A 20,546-nucleotide genomic window follows, 5' to 3' on the forward strand; every position below is an offset into this window, starting at 1 on the left:
ACGTCATTCGAACCCGCAGGAAGGCCGGACATGACCACCGCGTACGTGTACGACTTCACCGAAGGCTCCCGCGAACAGGCCGGGTTGCTCGGTGGCAAGGGCGCCAACCTCGCCGAGATGACCCGCCTCGGGCTCCCGGTCCCGCCCGGCTTCACGGTGGGCACGAACGCGTGCCGGGCCTTCCTGCGCACCGGGAGCGTCCCCGAGGGACTGGACGGCGAGATCGCCGCCCACCTGAAGCGCCTGGAACAGCTCACCGGGCGCCGCCTCGGCCAGGCCGACGACCCGCTGCTGGTGTCGGTACGCTCGGGCGCCCGCTTCTCCATGCCCGGCATGATGGACACGATTCTCGACGTCGGACTCAACGACGCGTCCGTGATCGGCCTCGCCAAGAGCACCGGCCGCGAACGCTTCGCCTGGGACTCCTACCGGCGCCTGGTGCAGATGTACGGCGCCACCGTGCTCGGCATCGACGCCGCCCGCTTCGAAGCCGTGCTGACCCGGCGCAGGCGACAGGTCGGGGCGGGCGACGACCTGGGTCTGGACGCGCGCCAACTCGCGGAAACGGTCCGCGAGTTCCAGGCGATCATCCACGCCGCGACGGGCCGGGAGTTCCCGCAGGACCCGCGCGAGCAACTGCGGCGCGCGGTGGTGGCCGTGTTCGAGTCGTGGAACGGCGAGCGCGCCGCGGTCTACCGCCGGCGCGAGCACATCGCGGCCGACCTCGGCACCGCGGTGAACATCCAGGTCATGGTCTTCGGCAACCTGGGGCCCGACTCGGGCTCGGGCGTCGCCTTCACCCGGGACCCGGGCACCGGCCGGCCCGGCGTCTACGGCGACTACCTCGCCGACGCCCAGGGTGAGGACGTGGTCTCGGGCGTGCGGGACGCCCTCGCGCTCGACGAACTCGAGCACCTGGACCCGGACTCGTACGCCCGACTGCGCGCCCACCTGCGTCTGCTGGAGGCGCACTATCGGGACCTGTGCGACGTCGAGTTCACCATCGAACGCGGCCGACTGTGGGTGTTGCAGACCAGGGTCGGCAAGCGCACCCCCGAGGCGGCGTTCCGGATTGCCTGCGCCCTCGTGGACGAGGGGATGATCACCTGGCCCGAGGCCCTGTCGCGGGTGAACGCCGAACAACTCGACCACCTCACCTTCCCGCGCTTCGACGCGGACCCCGACACCCCGATCCTGGCGCACGGCGTACCTGCCTCGCCCGGAGCCGCGGTCGGCGCCGTCGTCTTCGACGTCGCCGAGGCGGTGCGCCGGGCCGAAGCCGGCGAGCACGTGGTGCTGGTCCGGCACGAGACCAGCCCCGACGACCTGCCCGGCATGATCGCCGCCGAGGCCGTCCTCACCGGCCGCGGCGGCAAGACCAGCCACGCGGCGGTGGTCGCCCGCGGCATGGGCAAGGTGTGCGTGTGCGGGGCGGCGGAACTCGACATCGACCCCGAGCACCACCGGTTCACCACCGCCGACGGCATCGTGATCGAGGAGGGCACCGTCGTCTCCGTCGACGGCACCGCCGGCACCGTCCACCTCGGCGCACTGCCGTTGGTCGCCTCCCCGGTCACCCGCTACCTCGAGACCGGCACCCGAACGCCCGGCATCGTCGACGCCGTCGCCCGCTGTCTGGAACAGGCCGACGAGATTCGTCGAATGGACGTCCTGGCCAACGCGGACACGCCCGAGGACGCGGCCCGCGCCCGACGCTACGGAGCGCGCGGCATCGGACTCTGTCGCACCGAGCACATGTTTCTGGGTGCCCGTCGCCGGCTGGTCGAGGACATGATCCTCGCCCGCACCGACGCCGAACGCGACGCCACCCTGGCGGCGCTGCTCCCGCTCCAACGCGAGGACTTCACCCGCATCCTGGCCGCGATGGACGGACTGCCGGTCACCATCCGCCTGATCGACCCACCCCTGCACGAATTCCTGCCCGACCACACCGAATCGGCCGTCCGGATCGCTCGCGCACAGGCCCTGGGACAGCCGCCGAATCCCCGCGACCTGCGCCTGCACGAAGCCGGCGAGTTGCTCCACGAGGAGAACCCGATGCTGGGCCTGCGCGGCGTACGCCTCGCACTCGCGGTACCCGGCCTGATCGCCACCCAGGTCCGCGCGGTCGCCGAGGCCGTCGTCGCCCGCGTGCGCGCCGGCGGCGATCCTCGTGCGGAGATCATGATCCCGCTCGTGGCCACCGAGGCGGAACTGCGCATCGTCCGCCCCGAGGTCGAACGCGTGCTCGCCGAGGTCCGCGCCCGCACCGGCATCGACGTGGACTGCCCGATCGGTACCATGATCGAACTGCCCAGAGCCGCACTGACCGCAGGCGAGATCGCCCGCTCGGCGGACTTCTTCTCGTTCGGCACCAACGACCTGACCCAGACCACGTGGGGCCTGTCCCGCGACGACGCCGAGGCGTCCTTCCTCGCCGCCTACCTGGAACAGGGCATCCTCTCCGTCTCCCCGTTCGAGACCATCGACCGCGACGGCGTCGGGCGACTGGTCCGAATCGGCGTCGACCAGGGCCGTGCGACCACACCGAACCTGCGCATCGGCGTGTGCGGAGAACACGCGGGCGACCCCGACTCGATCCACTTCTTCCACGACTGCGGCGTCGACTACGTCTCCTGCTCGCCCTACCGCCTCCCCGGCGCCCGCCTGGAAGCCGCCCGGGCCGCGATCGCCGCCCGCCACAACCGGGCCGAGCCCGCACCCACCGAACCCCAGCCCGACTGAGCAGCACCGAGGACCGTTCGCGTCGGTGGAACGGCCCCGTCGAGAAGGAGGATCCAATGGACAACGAGACGGCCGGCACTCGCCTTCCCGACATGGTCGACATTCCCCGCACCATCCGCACCCGACGCGAACAACTGGGCCTGACCCGGGCGGACGTCTGTGCCCGGGCAGGGCTGCCCCTGAAGTGGCTGGTGGAACTCGAGGCCGGAGACGCCCCCTTGTCCCGGGCCGCCCTCGGCAGCCTGGCGGTGGCGCTGGAGACCAGTGTCACCGCGCTCGTGTCCGGCACCTCGGGTACGCCACCGACCACCCGGGAGGAACCGAGCCGCCCGGATGCCCGCAAGCTGATCCCGATGAGCGAAAACGAGTGCTACGCCCGCCTCACGACCCACGAGGTCGGTCGTCTCGCCGGTGGCATGGACCACACGCCGTGGGTACTTCCCGTCAACTACGTGCCCGACGGCAGGGATATCGTCTTCTCCACCCGACCCGGCTCACCCCTCGCCCACGTTCGCGGAACGGTGGCCTTCGAAGTGGACGACGTGGACCGGCACGCCCGACTGGGCTGGAGCGTCCTGCTGATCGGTGTGGTCGAGCCGGTCACCGACCTCATCGAAATCGCCAGGCTCACCGAAGCCGGAGACGATACCTGGCCCAGCCGGCACAACGAACTGTGGTTCCGTATCCATCCCGGCAGGGTGACCGGCCGCCGGTTGCGCCCACGCACAGGTCGGCGGTAACTCCTTCCAGGGCGCAGTGACAGCCCGTCGTCGCTTCATGGCGCCGACTGCTTCCGCCGAACGCCCGAACGCCCGAACCCGATTGCCGGGTTCGGGCGTTCGACGGTGCGCGAGGTCAGGCGTCCGGCGCGGGGACGAACACCACCGGGGTGTTGCTGTGACGCAGGCAGTACACGCCGGTGGGGCCCGGGATCGTGGGGCACTCGATGCCGCTGGTGCCCAGCACGAGCAGCCGGGCACTTCGCGCGTGGGCGACCAGGACCTCGCCGGCCGTGCCGTGCAGTGGGGTCGCCACGATCCGCTCGGGCGGGATCGGGGCGCGCACCAGGCTTGCCAGGGCGTGCTCAAGCCGCTCGCGGGCGACCGACAGTGGGGCATCGGGCCGGTCCAGGGTCGGGCGCTCGGGATCGGCGTCCGTCCAGGCCGCGACCACGTCCAGGACCGCCCCGAGTTCGGCGGCCTCGCGAGCGGCCCAGCGCAAGGCGACGGCGGACCCGAAGGAGCCGTCCAAGCCCACCACGATCCGGGCCTGTGGCCGGTTCCCGGTGGTTTCGTCGGCGGGGACGGCGCCCTGCCGAGGGGATACGCCGTTGGTTTCCCGGTCGAAGCGGGTGCCGAGCGATTCCATGTCCGACTCCTTCGTGTGGTCGTGGTCGCCATCGAGTGCCGAACGGCGATGTCTTGGCAGGGCCGATCAGGTGTCGCGTGTCGGGGGCAGTACCGGTTCCAGTCGGAAGAGCACCGGCCCGTGGTCCCTGGGACCGTGCGCGGGCTTGCGTCCGGCGATTGCCGAGACCAGATCGCGAGCCGTCACCAAGCCGACCATCGTGTCGTCGTCGTCCGTGACCGCGAGCGCGTCGACCGCGTGGTCGGTCATCACGTCGGCCACCTCGGCGAGTCGAGCGGTGACCGGCACGTGCGGCTGGGAACCGCCGGGTAGGAGGTCGCCCACGTAGCGCTCGGCCAGCGAGATCGCCGGGAGCGCACATGCCACGGCCAGTTCGCCCCGCTCCAGCAGCCCCACACAGCGCCCGTCCTCGTTCACGACGGGAAGGTGGTGGAACCCGGTGCGCTGGATGAGCTCCCAGGCCATCAACAGGGATTCGTCGCTCGCGACGGTGAGCAACGCCGTACTCATCACGTCGGCCACGCCGCGCTTACCCACGGACGCGTTCGCGTGCGTGGCGGAGCCGTTACCCGGGGCGGTTTCGCTGCTCGTCCTCATCGCGCTCGCCTCCTGTGTGTCCGGGGTCCGCGATCGCGCGGTTCACCCTGTCTCCACCATCGGACCTCCGCGGCACCGAACACAGGGCCGGTGGGGGTGGTGGGCCGGGCCGAAGGTCCCGGGCCCCGGGTCTGGGCGGCCCTGTGCCCGCCGGTGGAGCGCGAGCACGCTGAGAGTGAGGGGTCGATCGGATCTCGCGGTACCGGCCCCGCCGCCAGAGCCGTCGGCACGCGACGATTGGACAAGCTCATGAGCACCGGAACCCACCTTCCCGGCCTCGGCGTCCTGGTCGGCTACGACGGTTCACCCGGCGGAGAACGCGCGCTCGCCTGGGGCGCCCACGCCGCCGCCGAGGCGAAAACGCCGCTGTACCTGGCAATGGCCATTCCCGCTGCCGCTCTCGGCCGGCACGGTAACGCGGAGGAGGTTCGGGAAGGCGCCCGTGCTCTGCTGGAGCGGGCGGCGGACCGCAGCCGCGCCGCCCACCCGCACCTGGCGGTCGAGACATCGCTGGTCGAGGGGCCGGCGGCGGACGCGATCCTGGAGGCGAGCCGACGGGCCGAGCTGATCGTGGTCGGCAGCCGAGGCCTTGGGGGCTTCGCCGGGCTGCTGCTCGGATCGGTGTCGCTGCGCGTGTGCGCGCACACGACCTGCCCCGTGGTGGTCGTACCCGAGGCGGCCGACGACGTGGACACCCCGAGCGTCGTCGTGGGCATCGCCGATCGCAGCGACGCGCCCGCGGTCGAGTTCGCCGTCGAGCGGGCTCGACGGATCGGCGGCAGGGTGGTCCCCGTGCACGTGTGGACACTCGCGATGGCCGGCTACTGTCCCGGTGTGGTCGCCCCGCTGCTCGGGGACCCGCTGGACATGGCGGCAACCCACGACCACCTCCTGGCCGAAATCCTGGACCCGATCCGGGCACGGACACCGGATGTCACGATCGAGGCGATCGTCACGACCGGTGCCCCCGCCCACGCCCTGATCGGTGTCTCCGCGCACGCGGATCTGCTGGTGGTCGCCGCCCACCGGGCACACGGACCCTTCCCGATGCGCCTGGGCCCCACCACCCACGCGGTGCTCCACCACGCGTCCTGTCCGGTGGCCGTCGTGCCGATACCCGTCGCAGGGCCATGAACGCCGCGGCGCCGCGACCTCGGCGCAGGCACGAAGGACCGCGGCGATGGGTCCGAGCACTGGTCGGGCGCGAGCCGATGTACCGGCACTGTGATGTCGTGCACGTCCGTTCGATGCTCTTGCTGACGCTCCTGACGCTGTTCGTGGTACCGCTGGCGATCGTGATGGCCGTCGACGCGAGCGCGACCTCCGGAGACGCGACGCGAAATCGCCAACTCGCCGAAGAACAACGCGTTCCCGCCGTGCTGACCGCCAAGCCGCCCCAGGTGGCCGCGCCCGGCGCCGAGACGGTGGCGGCGAACGTGCGATGGGTCGCGACCGACGGCGTCACGCAAACCGGCACCGCCCGGGTGCCCCTCGGCACATCCGAGGGCGACACCACCCACATCTGGCTCGACGTCGCGGGTCGCCCCACAGACCCGCCGCTGACCCACACCGCGATCGTCGTCGACGAGATCGTCGCGGGGACGATGGCGTTCGGCGGGGCGTTCCTGGTGATGGCCGGGGCCTTCGGCGCGGAGTGGTTGCTGACCTCCCGTCGTCGTGCGCTCGCGTGGGAGCGGGACTGGGCAGCGGTGGAGCCGACCTGGAGCGGCCGCATCGAGCATTGAGCCCGCGCGAACCACGTGCTCGATGCCCCGGCGACCGGGAGCGCGGATCACAGAGCCGGACACGAGGGCCCAGGGCACTGCGCGAGTTGCTGCCCGATCCCCGCAACACCGTGATGATCGTCGGGTTCGCCGCCCAAGGCACTCGGGCAGGCGATCTCCTCGCGCGCGTGCTCGACGCGCTACCCGGATACCGGCGCGAGGAGTTGACCGAGCGACTCGAGATGAACTCGACCGAACTCGACCGCTGGCGCAGCGTCGCCCGTCGACTCCACGTCCCCTTCCACGACGGCGTGCCGAGCCAGTTCGCCGGATACGAGCGCCTGGCCGAGCTGGACTGGCAGCACTACCGGCGTCGGTACCCGAACAACCGCCGCCTCGATCGCATCCTCGAGGCCGAGGGCGACAGCGTCAATCACTACAAGGCATCCAAACAAGCCGACGTCCTGCTGCTCTACTACCTCTTCCCGCCACAGGAAATCCGCGACCTGCTGCGCCGCCTCGGCTACCCGGCCAGTCACGAGTTGGCGCAACGCTCCATTGCCTACTACCGAGCGCGGACGGTGCACGGATCGACGCTCAGTTCCGTGGTGCACGCGTGGGTGCCGGCCCGAACGGATCGCCGGCGATCCTGGCTCTTCTTCCGCGACGCCCTCGGCGGCGACGTTCTCGACGTGCAGGGCGGCACCACCGCGGAAGGCATCCACCTCGGTGCCATGGCAGGCACGGTGGACGCGCTGCAGCGTTGCTACACCGGACTCGACACACGCGGGGACGTGCTGTGGCTCGACCCCCGCCTTCCCGCCCGACTCGCCCGCTTGGAGGTCGAGTTGCGTTACCGGGAGCACTGGGGCGTGGTGGTGACCATCACTCGACGGGAGGTCACCGTGAGCCTGCGTCCGGAGCAGCACGGATCGGTTCCGATCGGCTTCCGCGGCTCGGTGGTCGAGATCCCGCCCGGGGGCAGTCACACCTTCACTCTTTGACGATCAAGTCTCCGCGATCAGCCGCTGGGCCCGTCCGGCCCGTCCGGCCGATTTCCACCGCGAGCCTTGCCTTCACGGGCTGCGCTCGGCCACCCGGTCAAGGCCGCCAGGCGCTCTCGGTACTCCTGGGTGTCGATCTCGCCTCGGGCATACCGCAGAGCCAACACTTCGGTCGCCGACGAGCCGCGCGATTCCGAGGCCCTGTGGCCGAGCGAGGGTCCTCGCGCCAACAGCCACACCACGGCGACGATCACCGCGATCAAGAGCAGCATCAGGAGTGACCCCCACACCCACATCCAGCCGTTGTCCTCGTCCATGTGCCCGCCGTAACGCGCGGGCATCGCCGCCAGGGCCGGAACCAATTCCATCGTCCTCACCGTCCTCGGACGTCGTACCGAGTTCCCCTTCTTCATCGTGCATCGGGGACCCGACGGGCACCGGAGCACTTCGGCCCACCGGCCCGGGCCGAACGACCCTCCCGGCCGATGTCGCCGGTCCGGACAGTGGACAGTGAACGCACTCCGGAGAGGTCGGCGCCGGATGTGCGTGCCGCTGACGGGGACACCAGTGGCGGACCGACCGACGGAGGGTGACGTGAACTCCGCGAGGACACGCAGGGCAGCGAGGGACCGGCGTTCGGTGCCGCAGGCGATGATTCCCAGGATCCGCGACGTCATGAGCGCGCCGGTCGCGCATGTCGCTCTGACGGACACGCCGCGCACGGCACGAGAGCTGTTGCTCGCGCTGGGCCTTCGCCACCTCGCGGTCGTCGATCCGGGCACCGGAGCGGTGGTAGGCCTCCTGAGCGATCGTGAACTCGCCGAACCGCAGGGGCACCGCGCCACCTGGGATGCCGCCCGCGCACGGTCGCCGAACTCGTCCGGCGCTGCGCGCCGATCGTCCACCCCGAGGTCGACACCCTCACCGCCGTCGAATGCATGCTCGACGCCGGTGCCGACGCACTGATCGTCGCCGATCGGAGCCGAGTGCCGCTCGGAATCGTCACCGGCCACGATGTGGCGCGGGTTCTGGCCCGGATCCATCACGATCCCATGGCCGGATGACGGCCGCGTACGTTCGGTGCGTCATCGTGGGCTGCCGTCGGGCATCCGGGCCGTCGCCGCCGCGCGACCCACGGAGTTTCGTCCCGACAGCCACGGGGCTACGGTTGAGGTGAAGAACGATATCGACAGGATGCCGACAGTCGTGTCGCCCCGGAGGGCGGCTGTGCCGGTCGGGCAGGTAGGTCTTCCGTGTTGACCGTGGCAGTGAGCGATACGGCTCCCGCAGCACGTTTGTTCCTCTGCCCCCACGCGGGCGGCAACAGTCACGAGTTGGACGGCGTGTGGTGGCCCCGTTCGAGGGCGACGGTCGAGGAACTCGCCGCGTTGTTCACGGGGATGGAATGTGTGGGTTCGTATTCACGCGCGACACTCGACCGCAGCCTGTGGCCAGGTACGCCCCGGCCGTTCCGGATCGCCGGGCTGGGCCGCGTGGTGCGGTGGGGCGGATTCGTGGCCGGACAGGACCCGCACCGGATCGAGCTCTTCTCGCTGATCGCCCCCTTCAGGGAACTTCTCGTGGTGCCGCCGCAGGTATCACCCCGGGTCGCGGCCCTCCTCATGGACCCGAGCGAGTGGCCCGACAGGTCCCGTTTGCCCAGCGAGCTCTTGGGCGCAGCTCTGGCGAGGGTGAGCGGGACGGCGATGGTACGGATCCCGGCCCTCGGATCGGGTGAAGGCGGACGCCGATCGCGTCCCCGGCCCGCGGCTGCGCTACGGCCCGTGACCCATGCGAGCAGGTCGCCACTGGTGGCTCACAGTGTCGAGACGGCGGCGGGGCCGTAGTAGGCGTCGCGCATGATGGCGATCATGTCGTCGAGCATGGCCATCCGCGGGTTCGCCGGGGCGCATTGGTCCTCGTAGGCGTTGAGCGCCTGCTCGGGCAACGCGTCCAGGAATGCCCGCTCGTCGACGCCCAGGGCCCGGAAGGACGGTTCGATGCCGACTCGATCCCTGAGCCGCTCGACCGCGGCGGCCAGGGAGCGCACTCCTTCGGCGGGGGTGCCGGCGGGGAGACCGAGCGTGCGGGCGATGTCCTGGAAGCGCTCGGGCGCCTGGTAGTGCTCGTACTTGGGCCAGCCGGCGAGTTTGCCGGGCGGACCGCCGTTGTAGCGGATCACGTGGGGCAGCAGGACGGCGTTCGTGCGCCCGTGGGCGATGTGGAAGGTGGCGCCCAGGGTGTGGGACATGGCGTGCACGATGCCGAGGAAGGCGTTGCCGAAGGCCATCCCCGCGATGGTGCCCGCGTTGTGCATCTTCTCGCGCGCTTCGGGACTGGCTTGCCGGTCGGTGACGGCGGGTTCGAGATTGTCGAAGACCAGCCGGATGGCGTGCAGCGCGAGGCCGTCGGTGAAGTCGTTGGCGTAGACCGAGACGTACGCCTCGATCGCGTGGGTGAGGGTGTCCATCCCGCTGTCGGCGGCCAGCGCGGACGGCAATTCCGCGGCAAGCAGCGGGTCGACGATGGCCACGCTCGGGGTGAGGGCGTAGTCGGCCAGCGGGTACTTCTTGCCGGTCACGGAGTCGGTGATCACGGCGAACGGGGTGACCTCGGCGCCGGTGCCGGACGTGGTCGGTACGCACACCAGTCGGGCCTGTTCGCCCAGGACGGGAAAGCGGAAGGCGCGCTTGCGGATGTCGAGGAACTTCTGCCGCATGTCGGAGAAGTCGACGTCGGGCTGTTCGTACAGCAGCCACATGACCTTGGCGGCGTCCATGGGCGAGCCGCCGCCCAGGGCGACGATGGTATCCGGGCGGAAGGTCCGCATGAGGTCCGCGCCGCGCCGTACCGAGTCGATGCTCGGCTCGGGCAGCACGTCGTCGATGATCTGTATCGTGACCGGGAGTTCGCGGGAGTGCAGCACCCGGCGGACGCGGTCGACGTAGCCAAGGCGGGTCATGGTCGCGTCGGTGACGATGGTCACCCGATGCACGTGCGGCATCTCGGCCAGGTAGCGGATCGCGTGCGGTTCGAAGTAGATCTTGGGCGGGATCTTGAACCACTGCATGTTGTTGCGGCGGGTGCTCACCCGTTTGACGTTCAACAGGTTGACCGCCGAGACGTTGTTGGACGTCGAAGTGCCGCCCCAGGATCCACAGCCCAAAGTCAGCGAGGGCAACAGGCCCGTGTAGATACCGCCGATGGCTCCCTGGGACGAGGGCGCGTTGACGATGATGCGGGCAGTCTTCATGTGTCGCCCGTAGTCCTCGGCCACGGCGGGATCGCTCGTGTGGATGACGGCGCTGTGTCCCATGCCGTGGAAGGCGACCATGTCGGCGGCGAGCGCGAACCCCTGCTCGCGCGAGTCCGCGCGCAGAACGGCCAGGACGGGGCACAACTTCTCGCGGGTGAGGGGCTCTTGCGGGCCCACTCGGTCGGCGTGGGCCAGGATCACGGTGGTGTCCGCGGACACCGTGAACCCCGCCTGGGCGGCGATCCACATCGGGCTCCGGCCCACGGCCTCGGGATTGACGCGTGCTTCGCGACCGGGCCCGGCGCCGCCGCCGAAGAGGTAGGTCTCCAGCTTGTGCTTCTCGTCCTCGGTGGCCAAGTGGGCACCCAGGGAGGCGAATTCGGACAGGGCGGCATCGTGGATGTCGGCGTGCAGGATGACGGCCTGTTCGGAGGCGCAGATCATGCCGTTGTCGAACGACTTGGACAGCACGACGTCGTTGACCGCTCGACGCAGGTCCGCGTCGCGGTCGACGTAGGCGGGTACGTTGCCCGCACCCACCCCCAGGGCCGGTTTGCCCGCCGAGTATGCCGCCTTCACCATGCCTTCGCCGCCGGTTGCCAGGATCAGTGCGACGCCGGGGTGACGCATGAGCGCGGTGGTCGCCTCGATCGAGGGGGTCTCGATCCACTGCACGCAGTGCTCGGGCGCGCCCGCGGCGACGGCCGCGTCGCGCACCACCCGTGCCGCCGAGGCGCTGCACCGCTGGGCCGAGGGGTGGAAGGCGAAGACCACCGGGTTGCGGCTCTTGAGGGCGATCAACGCCTTGAAGACGACCGTTGCGGTGGGATTGGTGACCGGCGTGACCGCGCACACGACGCCGACCGGTTCGGCGACCTCGATCATGCCGGTGATCTCGTCGCGAGCCACGACGCCGACCGTCTTGAGATTCCGCATGCTGTCGGTGGTGTACTCGCAGGCGAACATGTTCTTCGCCGCCTTGTCCTCGAAGACGCCTCGGCCGGTCTCCTCGACCGCCTCGCGGGCCAGTCGGGTGTGCTGATCCAGGGCGGCGACGGACGCCTTCTTGACGATGTGGTCGACCTGCTCCTGGGTGAACGCGTCGTAGGCGGCGAGTGCGTTGGCGGCATCGGCGACAAGGGTGTCCACCGCGGTGTCGATGTCGGAGGGACCCGTGTCCGCGGTCGGGGCGAGTAAGACGGTCTCGGAGCGGTTGCTCATGGCTGATTCTCCTGGGTGGTGGTGGGGCGATCGACGGAGTCGGGCGAGCATCCGGCGGCCGGGCGTCGGGCGGGACGACGTGCCGGGGCCCGCGAAGGACTCGACGACGCCTCCCGATGCGGGTGGCGCGGACTCCTGTGCGGGCCCCGGCGTGGGGTCAGCGGCGACCCGGCAGGTCGTTCGACCAGGCCCAGTCGCGGACCTCGGGCATGTCCTCGCCGTGTTCGAGGATCCAGGCGTGGTGCCGGGTGCGTGCGTCGGCCATGGCCTGACGTACCGTCGCGGCGCGCGAACCCAGGCCGGGGACGCGGTCGATCACGTCGATCACGCGTTGGTAGCGGTCCATGTCGTTGAGGACGACCATGTCGAACGGGGTCGTCGTGGTGCCGTATTCCTTGTATCCGCGTACGTGCAGCTGGTCGTGGTTGTGGCGGCGGTAGGCGAGGCGGTGGATCAGCCACGGGTAGCCGTGGTAGGCGAAGATGACCGGAACGTCCGTGCCGAACAGCGCGTCGTACTCCGTGTCGGGCATGCCGTGCGGGTGTTCGCTCTCGGGGGTCAGCCGCATCAGGTCGACCACGTTGACCACGCGCACCCGCAGCTCGGGCAGGTGTCGGCGGAGCAGGTCGACGGCGGCGAGGGTCTCCAGGGTGGGTACATCGCCGGCACAGGCCAGGACCACCTGCGGGTCGCCGTCGTCGTTGGAGGCCCATTCCCAGACCCCGGCCCCGCGGGTGCAGTGCAGGACGGCCTCGTCCATGGTGAGCCAGTCGGGGTTGGGCGTCTTGCCGGCGACGATCACGTTGACCAGGCCGCGGCTGCGCAGTACGTGGTCGCTCACCGACAGCAGGGTGTTGGTGTCCGGCGGCAGGTAGACGCGGACGACCTCGGGTCGTTTGTTGATCACGTTGTCGACGAAGCCGGGGTCCTGGTGGGAGAAGCCGTTCTGGTCCTGGCGCCAGACGTGGGAGGTGAGGAGGTAGTTGAGCGAGGCGATGGGTGGGCGCCAGCCGATCTCGCGACAGGCGTGCAGCCATTTGGCGTGCTGGTTGAACATGGACGAGACGATGTGAGTGAAGGCTTCGTAGCAGGAGAAGACGCCGTGCCGCCCGGTCAGGAGATAGCCCTCGAGCATGCCCTGGCAGGTGTGTTCGGAGAGAATCTCCACCACGCGGCCGTCCGGCGCCAGGTGCGTGTCGAGGTCGGTGATCGGTTCCTGCCAGGCCTTGGCGGTCGCGCCGTAGACGGCGCCGAGTCGGTTGGACTCGGTCTCGTCCGGACCGAACAGGCGGAAGTCGCGCCGGGTCGCCGTGCGGGCGAAGACCTCGCGCAGGTACTCGCCCAGGGCCCGGGTCGGCTCCGACGAGGACGCGCCGGGTTCGACCACCTTGACGGCGAAGGCGTTCGGGTCGGGCAGCGGCAGATCCCGCAGTATGGTGCCCCCGTTCGCCTCGGGCACGGCGCCCAGGCGGGTGTCGCCGGCGGGCACGTTGGCGAGCACGATCGGGGTGGGCCGGCCGCCCTCGTCGAAGAGTTCGTCGGGACGGTACGAGCGCATCCACGTCTCGAGCAGGGCCAGGTGCTCGGGGTTCTCGCGTACGCCTGCCAGCGGGACCTGGTGCGAGCGCCACGTGCCCTCGACGGGCAGGTCGTCCACGGTGGCCGGTCCGGTCCAGCCCTTGGGGGTGCGCAGGACGAGCATCGGCCACCTCGGGCGCCCCTGCGCGGTCGCCTTGAGCCGGGCGATGTCGTCGAGTGACTCCTCCAGCGCGGCGGCGAACGCGGCGTGTACGCGGGCGGGTTCGTCGCCCTCGACGTGGATGGCGCGCCATCCGTAGCCGGTCAGCAGCGCGTCCAGTTCCTCGCGTGGCATCCGGGCGAGGAGCGTCGGGTTGGCGATCTTCCAGCCGTTCAGGTGCAGGATCGGCAACACCGCGCCGTCGGTGCGGGGGCTGAGGAACTTGTTTCCGTGCCAGGACGCGGCGAGCGGCCCGGTCTCGGCCTCGCCGTCGCCGATCACACACGCCACGACCAGATCGGGGTTGTCGAAGGCGGCGCCGAAGGCGTGCGAGAGGCTGTAGCCGAGTTCGCCGCCCTCGTGGATGGAGCCCGGCACGCCGGGGGCGATGTGGCTGGGGACGCCGCCCGGATAGGAGAACTGGCGGAAGAGCGCGACCATGCCGTCCGCGTCTTGCGGGACGTTCGGGTAGCGCTCGCTGTAGGTGCCGTCCAGCCACGACGCGGCGAGTGCGGAGGGGCCGCCGTGACCGGGGCCGGTGACGTGCAGGGCGTGCGTGCCGCGTTCGCGGATGACCCGGTTCAGGTGGGCGTAGATCAGGTTCAGGCCGGGGGAGGTGCCCCAGTGCCCGAGCAGGCGCGGCTTGATGTGTTCGGGGCGCAGCGGTTCGGTCAGGAGCGGGTTCCCGCTCAGGTAGATCTGGCCCACCGCGAGGTAGTTCGCCGCCCGCCACCACGCGTCGACCGTGGTCAGGTCCGGACTCTCGGGAATCGCCATCGTCATCGGTCTTCCTCTCTTTCTCTCGTGCGTCGTCTGAACTCCGCTCGTTCCCACGCTCGCGCCGACCACGCGTGGGGTGAAGGGCCGAACGGCCCTATGGCGGTGGGCCGTCGCGGGCTGCCGCCGGTGACCGGGAGGCCGAATTCCCCGCTTTGCGCGGGATGTGAATCGGTCCTGTACGCCGGAAGTCCGGTCCGGGGCGAACCGCCCCGGGCGACACGCCGGATGGCTCCGTCGTTGGAGCCACACACGATGGGGCTGGAGGTCGAGTCCTGTTTCGCTTCGTGCGGCGGTCGGGTCGGGGGCGTCCGCAAGGGCTGCTGCGCGGGTGCGGAGTGGTTCGGCCGGGGTGGGTCTCTCGGCTTGCCCGACAAGGCCGTTCGACCCGGGTCGAAGTGGATGGAGAGCGCGCAGGCCGGGGGAGAGGTCGGGTTCGATGGAGCAGGACGAAGGAGCCCGTGATGACGACTGCGCTCACCGCCACCCCTGATCGCCGCGATTCTCGTCGCCGGACCGTCGTGGCATGGCGGTCCGATCGGACAATTTCCGTGAGCCCAGGACGATCATGGCCGCACGGAGCGCCTCTGCGCGTGTGACGGCGGTGGGTTGCCCGTCGATCACGGCGGTGTCCACGACCGGTTCGGCGTGCCTACTCGAGGCCGGGACGGCGGCCTCGGCCAGGGTACGCAAGCCCGCGTCGCGGAAACGTCCGCTCCGGGTCCGGCGGTGCGGGACGGGGTCGCGGTCGGCTCCGACCGGCCGGTCGAGCGCCTGTATCAGGCTCGTCGGCTGCCCGGACCACGGCGAGCCGGCGTCCGGTTGCCGCCCCATCGATGCGGACGAGGCATCATCGCCCATTCGACGCGACGGGGGGTCGCGTCCCCTCGTCGGTTCCGTTCACGGCCGATACGTCGTCACCGGCTTCGGCCGGATCGAGTGTCTCCGCCACGGGGCGGCGAGGGGTGGGGGTTCCGGGCGGCCCGTACCCCATCCGCAGCACCATCTGGACGTAGCCGGGACCGGTCTGCGGATCGCGAAGGTTCGCGCGGGTGTCGGGCCATTCCACGGCTTGGTGAAGGACCGACACGCGCAGATCGTGGACGGTCGCCACCAGCCATGCCCGCTCCATGGCCTGGCCTGCGCGCAGCCAGTCCTGCGGACGATCGAAATGGGTGGTCAGGGTCGCCACCTGGGGCAGCGCCTCGAAGCGCTGCGTGGAGGTGGGGGAAATCGGCGGGTGGCCGGTGAAGGCGCGGACCGGTACCCGGGCGTCGTGGTCCTGGGGGCCCAGGGCCTCCCGGGGGATGCCGTCGGCCGCGGGTTCCTCCAGGCGCAGCCACGCGCGCGTCTCGGCCTGCCGGGCGAGGTCCGCGGCCGTTCGGCGTTCGGCTTCGGCCGTCAGGTTCAGGACGCGGCGCGCGTCGGCCTCCTCCAGGACGGCCAAGACCACGTCCTCCGCGTCGGCGGCGGCGATGAGTTCACCGAGGACGCGCTCCGGGACGTCGCGGTTGGCGAACGGTAGGCGACTGGAGTGTCGTCGGGCGATCGCCGAGTACAGGTCCGGGCCGTAGGGAAGTGGGGTGTGGGCGAATCGACCCAGGTCGAGCACGGCAGTCGGTGAGGGATCGGCATCATCGTCGGGGAGGAGCGTCACCAGCGGTTCCCGACCCAGTAGAGCAGCGGCGACGCGCAGGTTGAACACGGCCGCGCCGACGGAGATGTGCATGGCTCTGCCATCGGGGTCGGTGAGCGGAACCGCTCGCGTGCCGTCCGCGTACACCGCGATTCCGCAGCCGTCGGTCGTGGGTCGGAAGAACCACGGTTGGCTGTTGTGAAGCGAGGGTGCCGCACCGGCCGCGGCGGCCAGATACCGCAGGTCGGCGGGGTTCAGGGATGCCTTGGTCATGTCGATTTCTCCCTACGGCCCATCGATGCGTCCGAATGCGGAAAGGCGGATTCGGCGCGTCCTGGTTGTACCCGTCGGGCTCCGCCTTCAGGGGCGGAGACGGCGGCGGCCCGGTCACGCGCGGACGCACGGTCGCTCATCCGGGGCCTCCTGCCGTCGAACACGTGGCCCGATCGGGATGACGCCGGATGTGATCAGTCTCGGGCTTCCGACGTCGGGATCACAGGGCCGGATGCCCCGGGAGGACCAGGGCCGTGAGTCCCAGTCCCACATCCGGCTTCACCGGTCGCCGACCGGTCGGTCACGTACCGCGAACCACCGGTCGGCGCGGGCAGCCGCGCGGAGCGGGCGCCGCATGGTGCCCGGTCCTGTGGGCTCGGCACCCGGAGCGACCCGGTGAGCCCGTGGTGAGCAGGTCGATCCACAGAATCCGCGCGGCGACCAGCGGAATGGGCAGGCGAGGCCGGTGGACGGCAGCTCGGCCGCTTCCCCGGGCGATGGGGTGGCGCGGCCGAGCCGATCATGGTGTGCGCGAAGAAGGTCGACGGGTTCGCGTCGTCCGACGCGGTCGGACGCTCTCCCGCGGACGTCAGTCCCCGTCGTCGCGCTCGCGCGGCACGACGATGACGGGACAGTGGGCGTGCTGTACCAGCCCGTGGCCGACCGAGCCGAGCAACATGCCCTTGAACCCGCCCAGTCCGCGTGTCCCGACCACCACGCACAGCGCGTGTTCCGACGCCTGCGCCAAGGTGTGCACGGGATGACCGAGGACGACCTGGCGCCGCACCGGCACATCGGGGTACTTCTCCGCCCAACCCGCGAGCGTTTCCCCGAGGCGGATCCGGCCTTCGACGATCTCCTCCGCGTTGTTCACGGCGCCGACCACCGGGCTCGCGATGAAGGGACGAACCTGGACGGCGAGTACGGTCGCGCCACGCAGCGAGGCCTCCTCGAACGCGAAGGCGACGGCCCTTTCCGACACGCGTGATCCGTCCACTCCGACGACGACCGTCCCGGGATCGTCTTCGACGTGTTCCGGATCGCGGACGACCACGACCGGGCAGGTGGCGTGCGCGACCACGGGAACGGCAATGCTTCCGGCGGTCGTCAACTCCTTGACCGACGACAGCCGGCGCGAACCCAGGACGACCATGGCGGCATTCGTGGCCTGACCCCGGATGACCGCATCGGGTTGTCCGTCGACGAGGAGTCGGGTGATGTCGAGGCCCGGACGGGCGCCCAGCGCAAGTGCGTGGGCCTCTTCCAGCGTTTGCTGCCCGGAGCGTCGAAAGATCCCGCTCCAGGTCTCCCACGGCTTACTCATGTCCGGGTCGTGCTCGGCGCCGACGGGCCAGTCCAAAGCGTGTACCAAACGCAGCCGAAGTCCGCGGCGATCGGCCTCGCCGGCCGCCCACAGGACGGCGAGCCGGGCGGCGTCGGTGTTCTCGACCCCGACGACCACGGACGCCGATCCTTCGAAGGCGGTCACGACGCACTCCCTTCCGGGCGAGCCGACTCGGTGCGCCGGCCCTCTCGCCCGACTCTGCTCTCGGCGCGCGGCCCGGGGCAGGGCCGTTCGGCCCGGTCGGTTCGGCGAAGGACCCATCGTCCCCACACGGTCGCGGGTGCCCCGGCCCGGAAACGAACCCACGAGGGACGCGGGATCGACCCCGTCGCCTCGACGGCGGCCACCGCGATCGACACACGTCGATGAAGCCGACCGGGACGGCCCGGCGCCGCAGCCAAGCTCGCGGCGACCGCTTCGGGGGAGCGGCGGCACGCTGATCCCACACCGGTTTTCGTGTCCGATACGGATTCGTCCACTGTGCGCGGCATCATGAAGTCTTCACCGAAGGGATGCCCATGTCGCAGCCTGCGGCCCTTCCCGGGGCGCTTCGTCGACGCTTGGCGCGCGCGGTACCCGGGGTGGCGAGGATGCGAGGGTACGAGCGCAAGCATTTGCGCGGCGATCTATTTGCCGGCGCAACGGTCGCGGCCTACCTCGTACCCCAGGTCATGGCGTATGCCACCGTCGCGGGCCTCCCGCCCGTCGCCGGCCTCTGGGCTATTTTGCCCGCGATCGTGATGTACGCCCTCTTCGGATCGTCGCGCCTGTTGTCGGTCGGCCCGGAATCGACCACCGCGTTGATGACCGCGACGGTGGTGGGTCCCCTGGCCGCGGGCGACACCCGACGCTACGCGGTTCTCTGCGCCACCCTCGCCACGCTGATCGGGGTGCTCTCCCTCGTGGCGTGGCTGCTGCGATTGGGCTTTGTCGCCGACCTGCTCTCGCGGCCGGTACTGGTCGGCTACCTGACCGGATTGGCACTGATCATGATGGTGGATCAGCTGCCCGAACTCACCGGCGTACCCGTGGAGGGCGACGGCGTCGGTTCGAAGTTGCGTTCGTTCGTGACGAACGTGTCCGACGTGCACTGGGGAACGGTCTTCCTCGGCACGGCGACACTGGTCTTCCTCTTCGGCATGGCCCGCTTCCTGCCTCGGTTCCCGGGCCCGCTGCCGGCCGTCGCTCTGGGCACCGCGCTGGTTTTCGCGTTCGGACTGACCAGGCACGGGATCGACGTCGTCGGCGACGTCCCGACCGGGTTCCCCGATGTGTTCGCACCCGACTTCGGGCAGGCACGCGACCTGCTGGCACCCGCGGCCGGGATCCTGCTCGTCGGATACACCGACGTGATACTCACCGCGCGCGCGTTCGAGTCGCCCGACGGCACACCCCGCCTGGACCCGAATCAGGAGCTGCTCGCCTTGGGCGCCGCCAACCTCGCCTCCGGCGCGGTGCACGGATTCGCGGTGAGCAGCAGCGCCAGTCGCACCGCGCTGGCCAAGTCGGCGGGCGCGCGAACCCAGGTGTACGCGCTCGCCGCCGGGGCGGTGGTCGTCGCCGTGCTTCTCTTCCTCGGTCCGGTGCTCACGCATATGCCGACGGCGGTTCTCGGCGCCCTGGTCGTCTTCGCGGCCGTGCGCATGATCGACGTGGCGGGGTTCCGGCGCTTGATGTCCTTCCGCCGCCGCGAGTTCCTCCTGGCGCTGGCGTGTCTGATCGGTGTCCTGGCGTTGGACATCCTCTACGGCGTCCTGGTGGCGGTGGGTCTGTCCGTTGCCGAGTTGCTGAGCCGGGTGGCACGACCGCACGACGCCGTCCAAGGAATCGTCCCGGGCATGGCAGGCATGCACGACATCGACGACTACCCCGAAGCCCGGACGATCCCCGGACTGGTGGTGTACCGGTACGACTCTCCGCTGTTCTTCGCGAACGCCGAGGACTTCCGGCGCCGAGCGCTGGCCGCCTTGTCCGCGGAGACATGCCCGGTGTCGTGGTTCGTGCTCAATACCGAGGCGATCGTCGAGGTCGACATCACCGCCCTGGACGCCGTCGAGTCCGTGCGCGAGGAACTGAACAAACGCGGCGTGATCATCGCCCTGGCACGCGTGAAACAGGACCTGCGCACGCAATTGCACGCCTACGGCCTCACCGCGTCGATCGGCGCGGACCGCCTGTTTCCCACGCTGCCCACCGCCGTGGACGCCTTCCACGAGTGGCGACACGCGCACGGCGACGGTGAAAACGGGTAGGTCCACGACGTCGGAACACACCCAAGCCACGGACGTGCCCGGCGGCTGCCCATCCGTCGCCGAGCAGACCGATCCAGGGTCCGACGAGGCGGCCCCGGCCCGGGGCCGCGCACGACCCACCCGACGAACCACGAGGCACTCGTTCACGTGCGGTCGTCGGCAAGAGCCCCGGGCCCTTCGGCCCTGTGCGCGGGCGATCCCCCGGCGGCATCCTGAAGTCGGCGGATCGCATGAACTCCGCCACCGCCGTGAACTCGGGACACCCTTCGGAAGGGAGCGGCAACATGGAGGCGCAGGTAGGTGACTGGGTCGTGGTCGAGTCTCCGCGTGTGGGCGAACACCGGCGCGTCGGCATGGTGATCCGAGTGGATCACGCGGACGGCAGCCCGCCCTACATGGTCCGCTGGACCGAAGACGACCACGAATCGCTGTTCTTCCCAGGCCCCGAAACGCACGTCGAGAAGCCCGAGGCGTTGCTTCCCTCGGCGACGCGCCGCTGACGCGGGGGCCGATCACACGGGGGTCGATCACGCGCACCGACATCCCGGCCGACCCCCGGGAAGGAGAGGCGACATGCATCACCGATCGGTTGCGGAATGCAGACCGGAGA

Annotated in this window: 16 protein-coding genes; 9 read left to right on the plus strand and 7 right to left on the minus strand. The window is 70.5% G+C overall.

Annotation, left to right across the window (positions count from 1 at the left end; all coding sequences use genetic code 11):
- Positions 1 to 30: 30 nt before the first annotated feature.
- Positions 31 to 2,745 (plus strand): pyruvate, phosphate dikinase, encoded by a 2,715-nt coding sequence (gene ppdK / locus OG948_RS53955; protein WP_331772421.1) that lies wholly within the window; start codon positions 31 to 33, stop codon positions 2,743 to 2,745.
- A 56-nt stretch (positions 2,746 to 2,801) separates the two neighbouring features.
- Positions 2,802 to 3,485: a pyridoxamine 5'-phosphate oxidase family protein gene (locus tag OG948_RS53960; protein ID WP_331772422.1), complete on the plus strand. Its 684-nt coding sequence runs from the start codon at positions 2,802 to 2,804 to the stop codon at positions 3,483 to 3,485.
- Between the two features lie 115 nt (positions 3,486 to 3,600).
- Here the strand turns inward: OG948_RS53960 and OG948_RS53965 are convergent, their stop codons facing one another.
- Together OG948_RS53965 and OG948_RS53970 are read right to left on the minus strand one after the other, a co-directional pair.
- Positions 3,601 to 4,113: a universal stress protein gene (locus OG948_RS53965; protein ID WP_331772423.1), complete on the minus strand. Its 513-nt coding sequence runs from the start codon at positions 4,111 to 4,113 to the stop codon at positions 3,601 to 3,603.
- Positions 4,114 to 4,179: 66 nt separating this feature from the next.
- Positions 4,180 to 4,710: a CBS domain-containing protein gene (locus OG948_RS53970; protein ID WP_331772424.1), complete on the minus strand. Its 531-nt coding sequence runs from the start codon at positions 4,708 to 4,710 to the stop codon at positions 4,180 to 4,182.
- Between the two features lie 249 nt (positions 4,711 to 4,959).
- On the opposite strand from OG948_RS53970, the gene OG948_RS53975 reads away from it, so the two are divergent.
- From OG948_RS53975 to OG948_RS53985, 3 genes are all read left to right on the plus strand, one after another.
- Positions 4,960 to 5,844 (plus strand): universal stress protein, encoded by an 885-nt coding sequence (locus tag OG948_RS53975; RefSeq protein WP_331772425.1) that lies wholly within the window; start codon positions 4,960 to 4,962, stop codon positions 5,842 to 5,844.
- Between the two features lie 98 nt (positions 5,845 to 5,942).
- Complete coding sequence (locus tag OG948_RS53980) at positions 5,943 to 6,455, plus strand: hypothetical protein (protein WP_406300752.1); 513 nt, start codon at positions 5,943 to 5,945, stop codon at positions 6,453 to 6,455.
- Between the two features lie 86 nt (positions 6,456 to 6,541).
- Positions 6,542 to 7,438 (plus strand): glycosyl hydrolase family 65 protein, encoded by an 897-nt coding sequence (locus OG948_RS53985; RefSeq protein ID WP_331772427.1) that lies wholly within the window; start codon positions 6,542 to 6,544, stop codon positions 7,436 to 7,438.
- Positions 7,439 to 7,455: 17 nt separating this feature from the next.
- On the opposite strand, the gene OG948_RS53990 is transcribed toward OG948_RS53985, so the two are convergent.
- A complete protein-coding gene (locus tag OG948_RS53990) occupies positions 7,456 to 7,806 on the minus strand; it encodes a hypothetical protein (RefSeq protein WP_331772428.1) in 351 nt (116 codons plus the stop codon).
- Between the two features lie 307 nt (positions 7,807 to 8,113).
- Between OG948_RS53990 and OG948_RS53995 the strand changes: the two genes are divergently transcribed.
- Together OG948_RS53995 and OG948_RS54000 are read left to right on the plus strand one after the other, a co-directional pair.
- The gene (locus tag OG948_RS53995) at positions 8,114 to 8,404 is read left to right on the plus strand and encodes a hypothetical protein (protein WP_406300753.1); all 291 of its coding nucleotides are present in this window, start codon (positions 8,114 to 8,116) and stop codon (positions 8,402 to 8,404) included.
- Positions 8,405 to 8,706: 302 nt separating this feature from the next.
- Entirely contained in the window at positions 8,707 to 9,285 is a 579-nt protein-coding gene (locus tag OG948_RS54000) for a DUF5994 family protein (RefSeq protein WP_406300923.1), read from the plus strand.
- Here the strand turns inward: OG948_RS54000 and adhE are convergent.
- The 4 genes from adhE to OG948_RS54020 all read right to left on the minus strand — a co-directional run bounded on the left by adhE (position 9,255) and on the right by OG948_RS54020 (position 17,828).
- The gene (gene adhE, locus OG948_RS54005) at positions 9,255 to 11,915 is read right to left on the minus strand and encodes a bifunctional acetaldehyde-CoA/alcohol dehydrogenase (protein WP_331772429.1); all 2,661 of its coding nucleotides are present in this window, start codon (positions 11,913 to 11,915) and stop codon (positions 9,255 to 9,257) included. The genes OG948_RS54000 and adhE overlap by 31 nt on opposite strands.
- Positions 11,916 to 12,072: 157 nt before the next feature.
- Positions 12,073 to 14,436 carry a phosphoketolase family protein gene (locus tag OG948_RS54010; RefSeq protein ID WP_331772430.1) on the minus strand — a complete coding sequence of 788 codons (2,364 nt, stop codon included), beginning with the start codon at positions 14,434 to 14,436 and terminating at the stop codon, positions 12,073 to 12,075.
- Positions 14,437 to 15,280: 844 nt separating this feature from the next.
- Complete coding sequence (locus OG948_RS54015; RefSeq protein ID WP_331772431.1) at positions 15,281 to 16,339, minus strand: Acg family FMN-binding oxidoreductase; 1,059 nt, start codon at positions 16,337 to 16,339, stop codon at positions 15,281 to 15,283.
- 589 nt (positions 16,340 to 16,928) lie between these two features.
- Entirely contained in the window at positions 16,929 to 17,828 is a 900-nt protein-coding gene (locus OG948_RS54020) for a universal stress protein (RefSeq protein WP_331772432.1), read from the minus strand.
- Between the two features lie 374 nt (positions 17,829 to 18,202).
- Between OG948_RS54020 and OG948_RS54025 the strand changes: the two genes are divergently transcribed.
- Together OG948_RS54025 and OG948_RS54030 are read left to right on the plus strand one after the other, a co-directional pair.
- Entirely contained in the window at positions 18,203 to 19,936 is a 1,734-nt protein-coding gene (locus tag OG948_RS54025; protein WP_331772433.1) for a sulfate permease, read from the plus strand.
- Positions 19,937 to 20,220: 284 nt separating this feature from the next.
- On the plus strand, positions 20,221 to 20,436 hold the full coding sequence (locus OG948_RS54030; protein WP_331772434.1) for a DUF1918 domain-containing protein: 216 nt from the start codon (positions 20,221 to 20,223) through the stop codon (positions 20,434 to 20,436).
- Positions 20,437 to 20,546: the final 110 nt, after the last annotated feature.

The organism is Embleya sp. NBC_00888 (genome assembly GCF_045207655.1).
Lineage (GTDB): Bacteria > Actinomycetota > Actinomycetes > Streptomycetales > Streptomycetaceae > Embleya.

What these genes read in the sequence shown, in the direction of transcription:
- ppdK (WP_331772421.1), top strand. Translation starts at nt 31, where the DNA reads ATGACCACCGCGTACGTGTACGACTTCACCGAAGGCTCCCGCGAACAG.
- OG948_RS53960 (WP_331772422.1), top strand. Translation starts at nt 2,802, where the DNA reads ATGGACAACGAGACGGCCGGCACTCGCCTTCCCGACATGGTCGACATT.
- OG948_RS53965 (WP_331772423.1), bottom strand. Translation starts at nt 4,113, where the DNA reads ATGGAATCGCTCGGCACCCGCTTCGACCGGGAAACCAACGGCGTATCC.
- OG948_RS53970 (WP_331772424.1), bottom strand. Translation starts at nt 4,710, where the DNA reads ATGAGGACGAGCAGCGAAACCGCCCCGGGTAACGGCTCCGCCACGCAC.
- OG948_RS53975 (WP_331772425.1), top strand. Translation starts at nt 4,960, where the DNA reads ATGAGCACCGGAACCCACCTTCCCGGCCTCGGCGTCCTGGTCGGCTAC.
- OG948_RS53990 (WP_331772428.1), bottom strand. Translation starts at nt 7,806, where the DNA reads ATGGAATTGGTTCCGGCCCTGGCGGCGATGCCCGCGCGTTACGGCGGG.
- OG948_RS53995 (WP_406300753.1), top strand. Translation starts at nt 8,114, where the DNA reads ATGAGCGCGCCGGTCGCGCATGTCGCTCTGACGGACACGCCGCGCACG.
- adhE (WP_331772429.1), bottom strand. Translation starts at nt 11,915, where the DNA reads ATGAGCAACCGCTCCGAGACCGTCTTACTCGCCCCGACCGCGGACACG.
- OG948_RS54010 (WP_331772430.1), bottom strand. Translation starts at nt 14,436, where the DNA reads ATGACGATGGCGATTCCCGAGAGTCCGGACCTGACCACGGTCGACGCG.
- OG948_RS54015 (WP_331772431.1), bottom strand. Translation starts at nt 16,339, where the DNA reads ATGACCAAGGCATCCCTGAACCCCGCCGACCTGCGGTATCTGGCCGCC.
- OG948_RS54025 (WP_331772433.1), top strand. Translation starts at nt 18,203, where the DNA reads ATGTCGCAGCCTGCGGCCCTTCCCGGGGCGCTTCGTCGACGCTTGGCG.
- OG948_RS54030 (WP_331772434.1), top strand. Translation starts at nt 20,221, where the DNA reads ATGGAGGCGCAGGTAGGTGACTGGGTCGTGGTCGAGTCTCCGCGTGTG.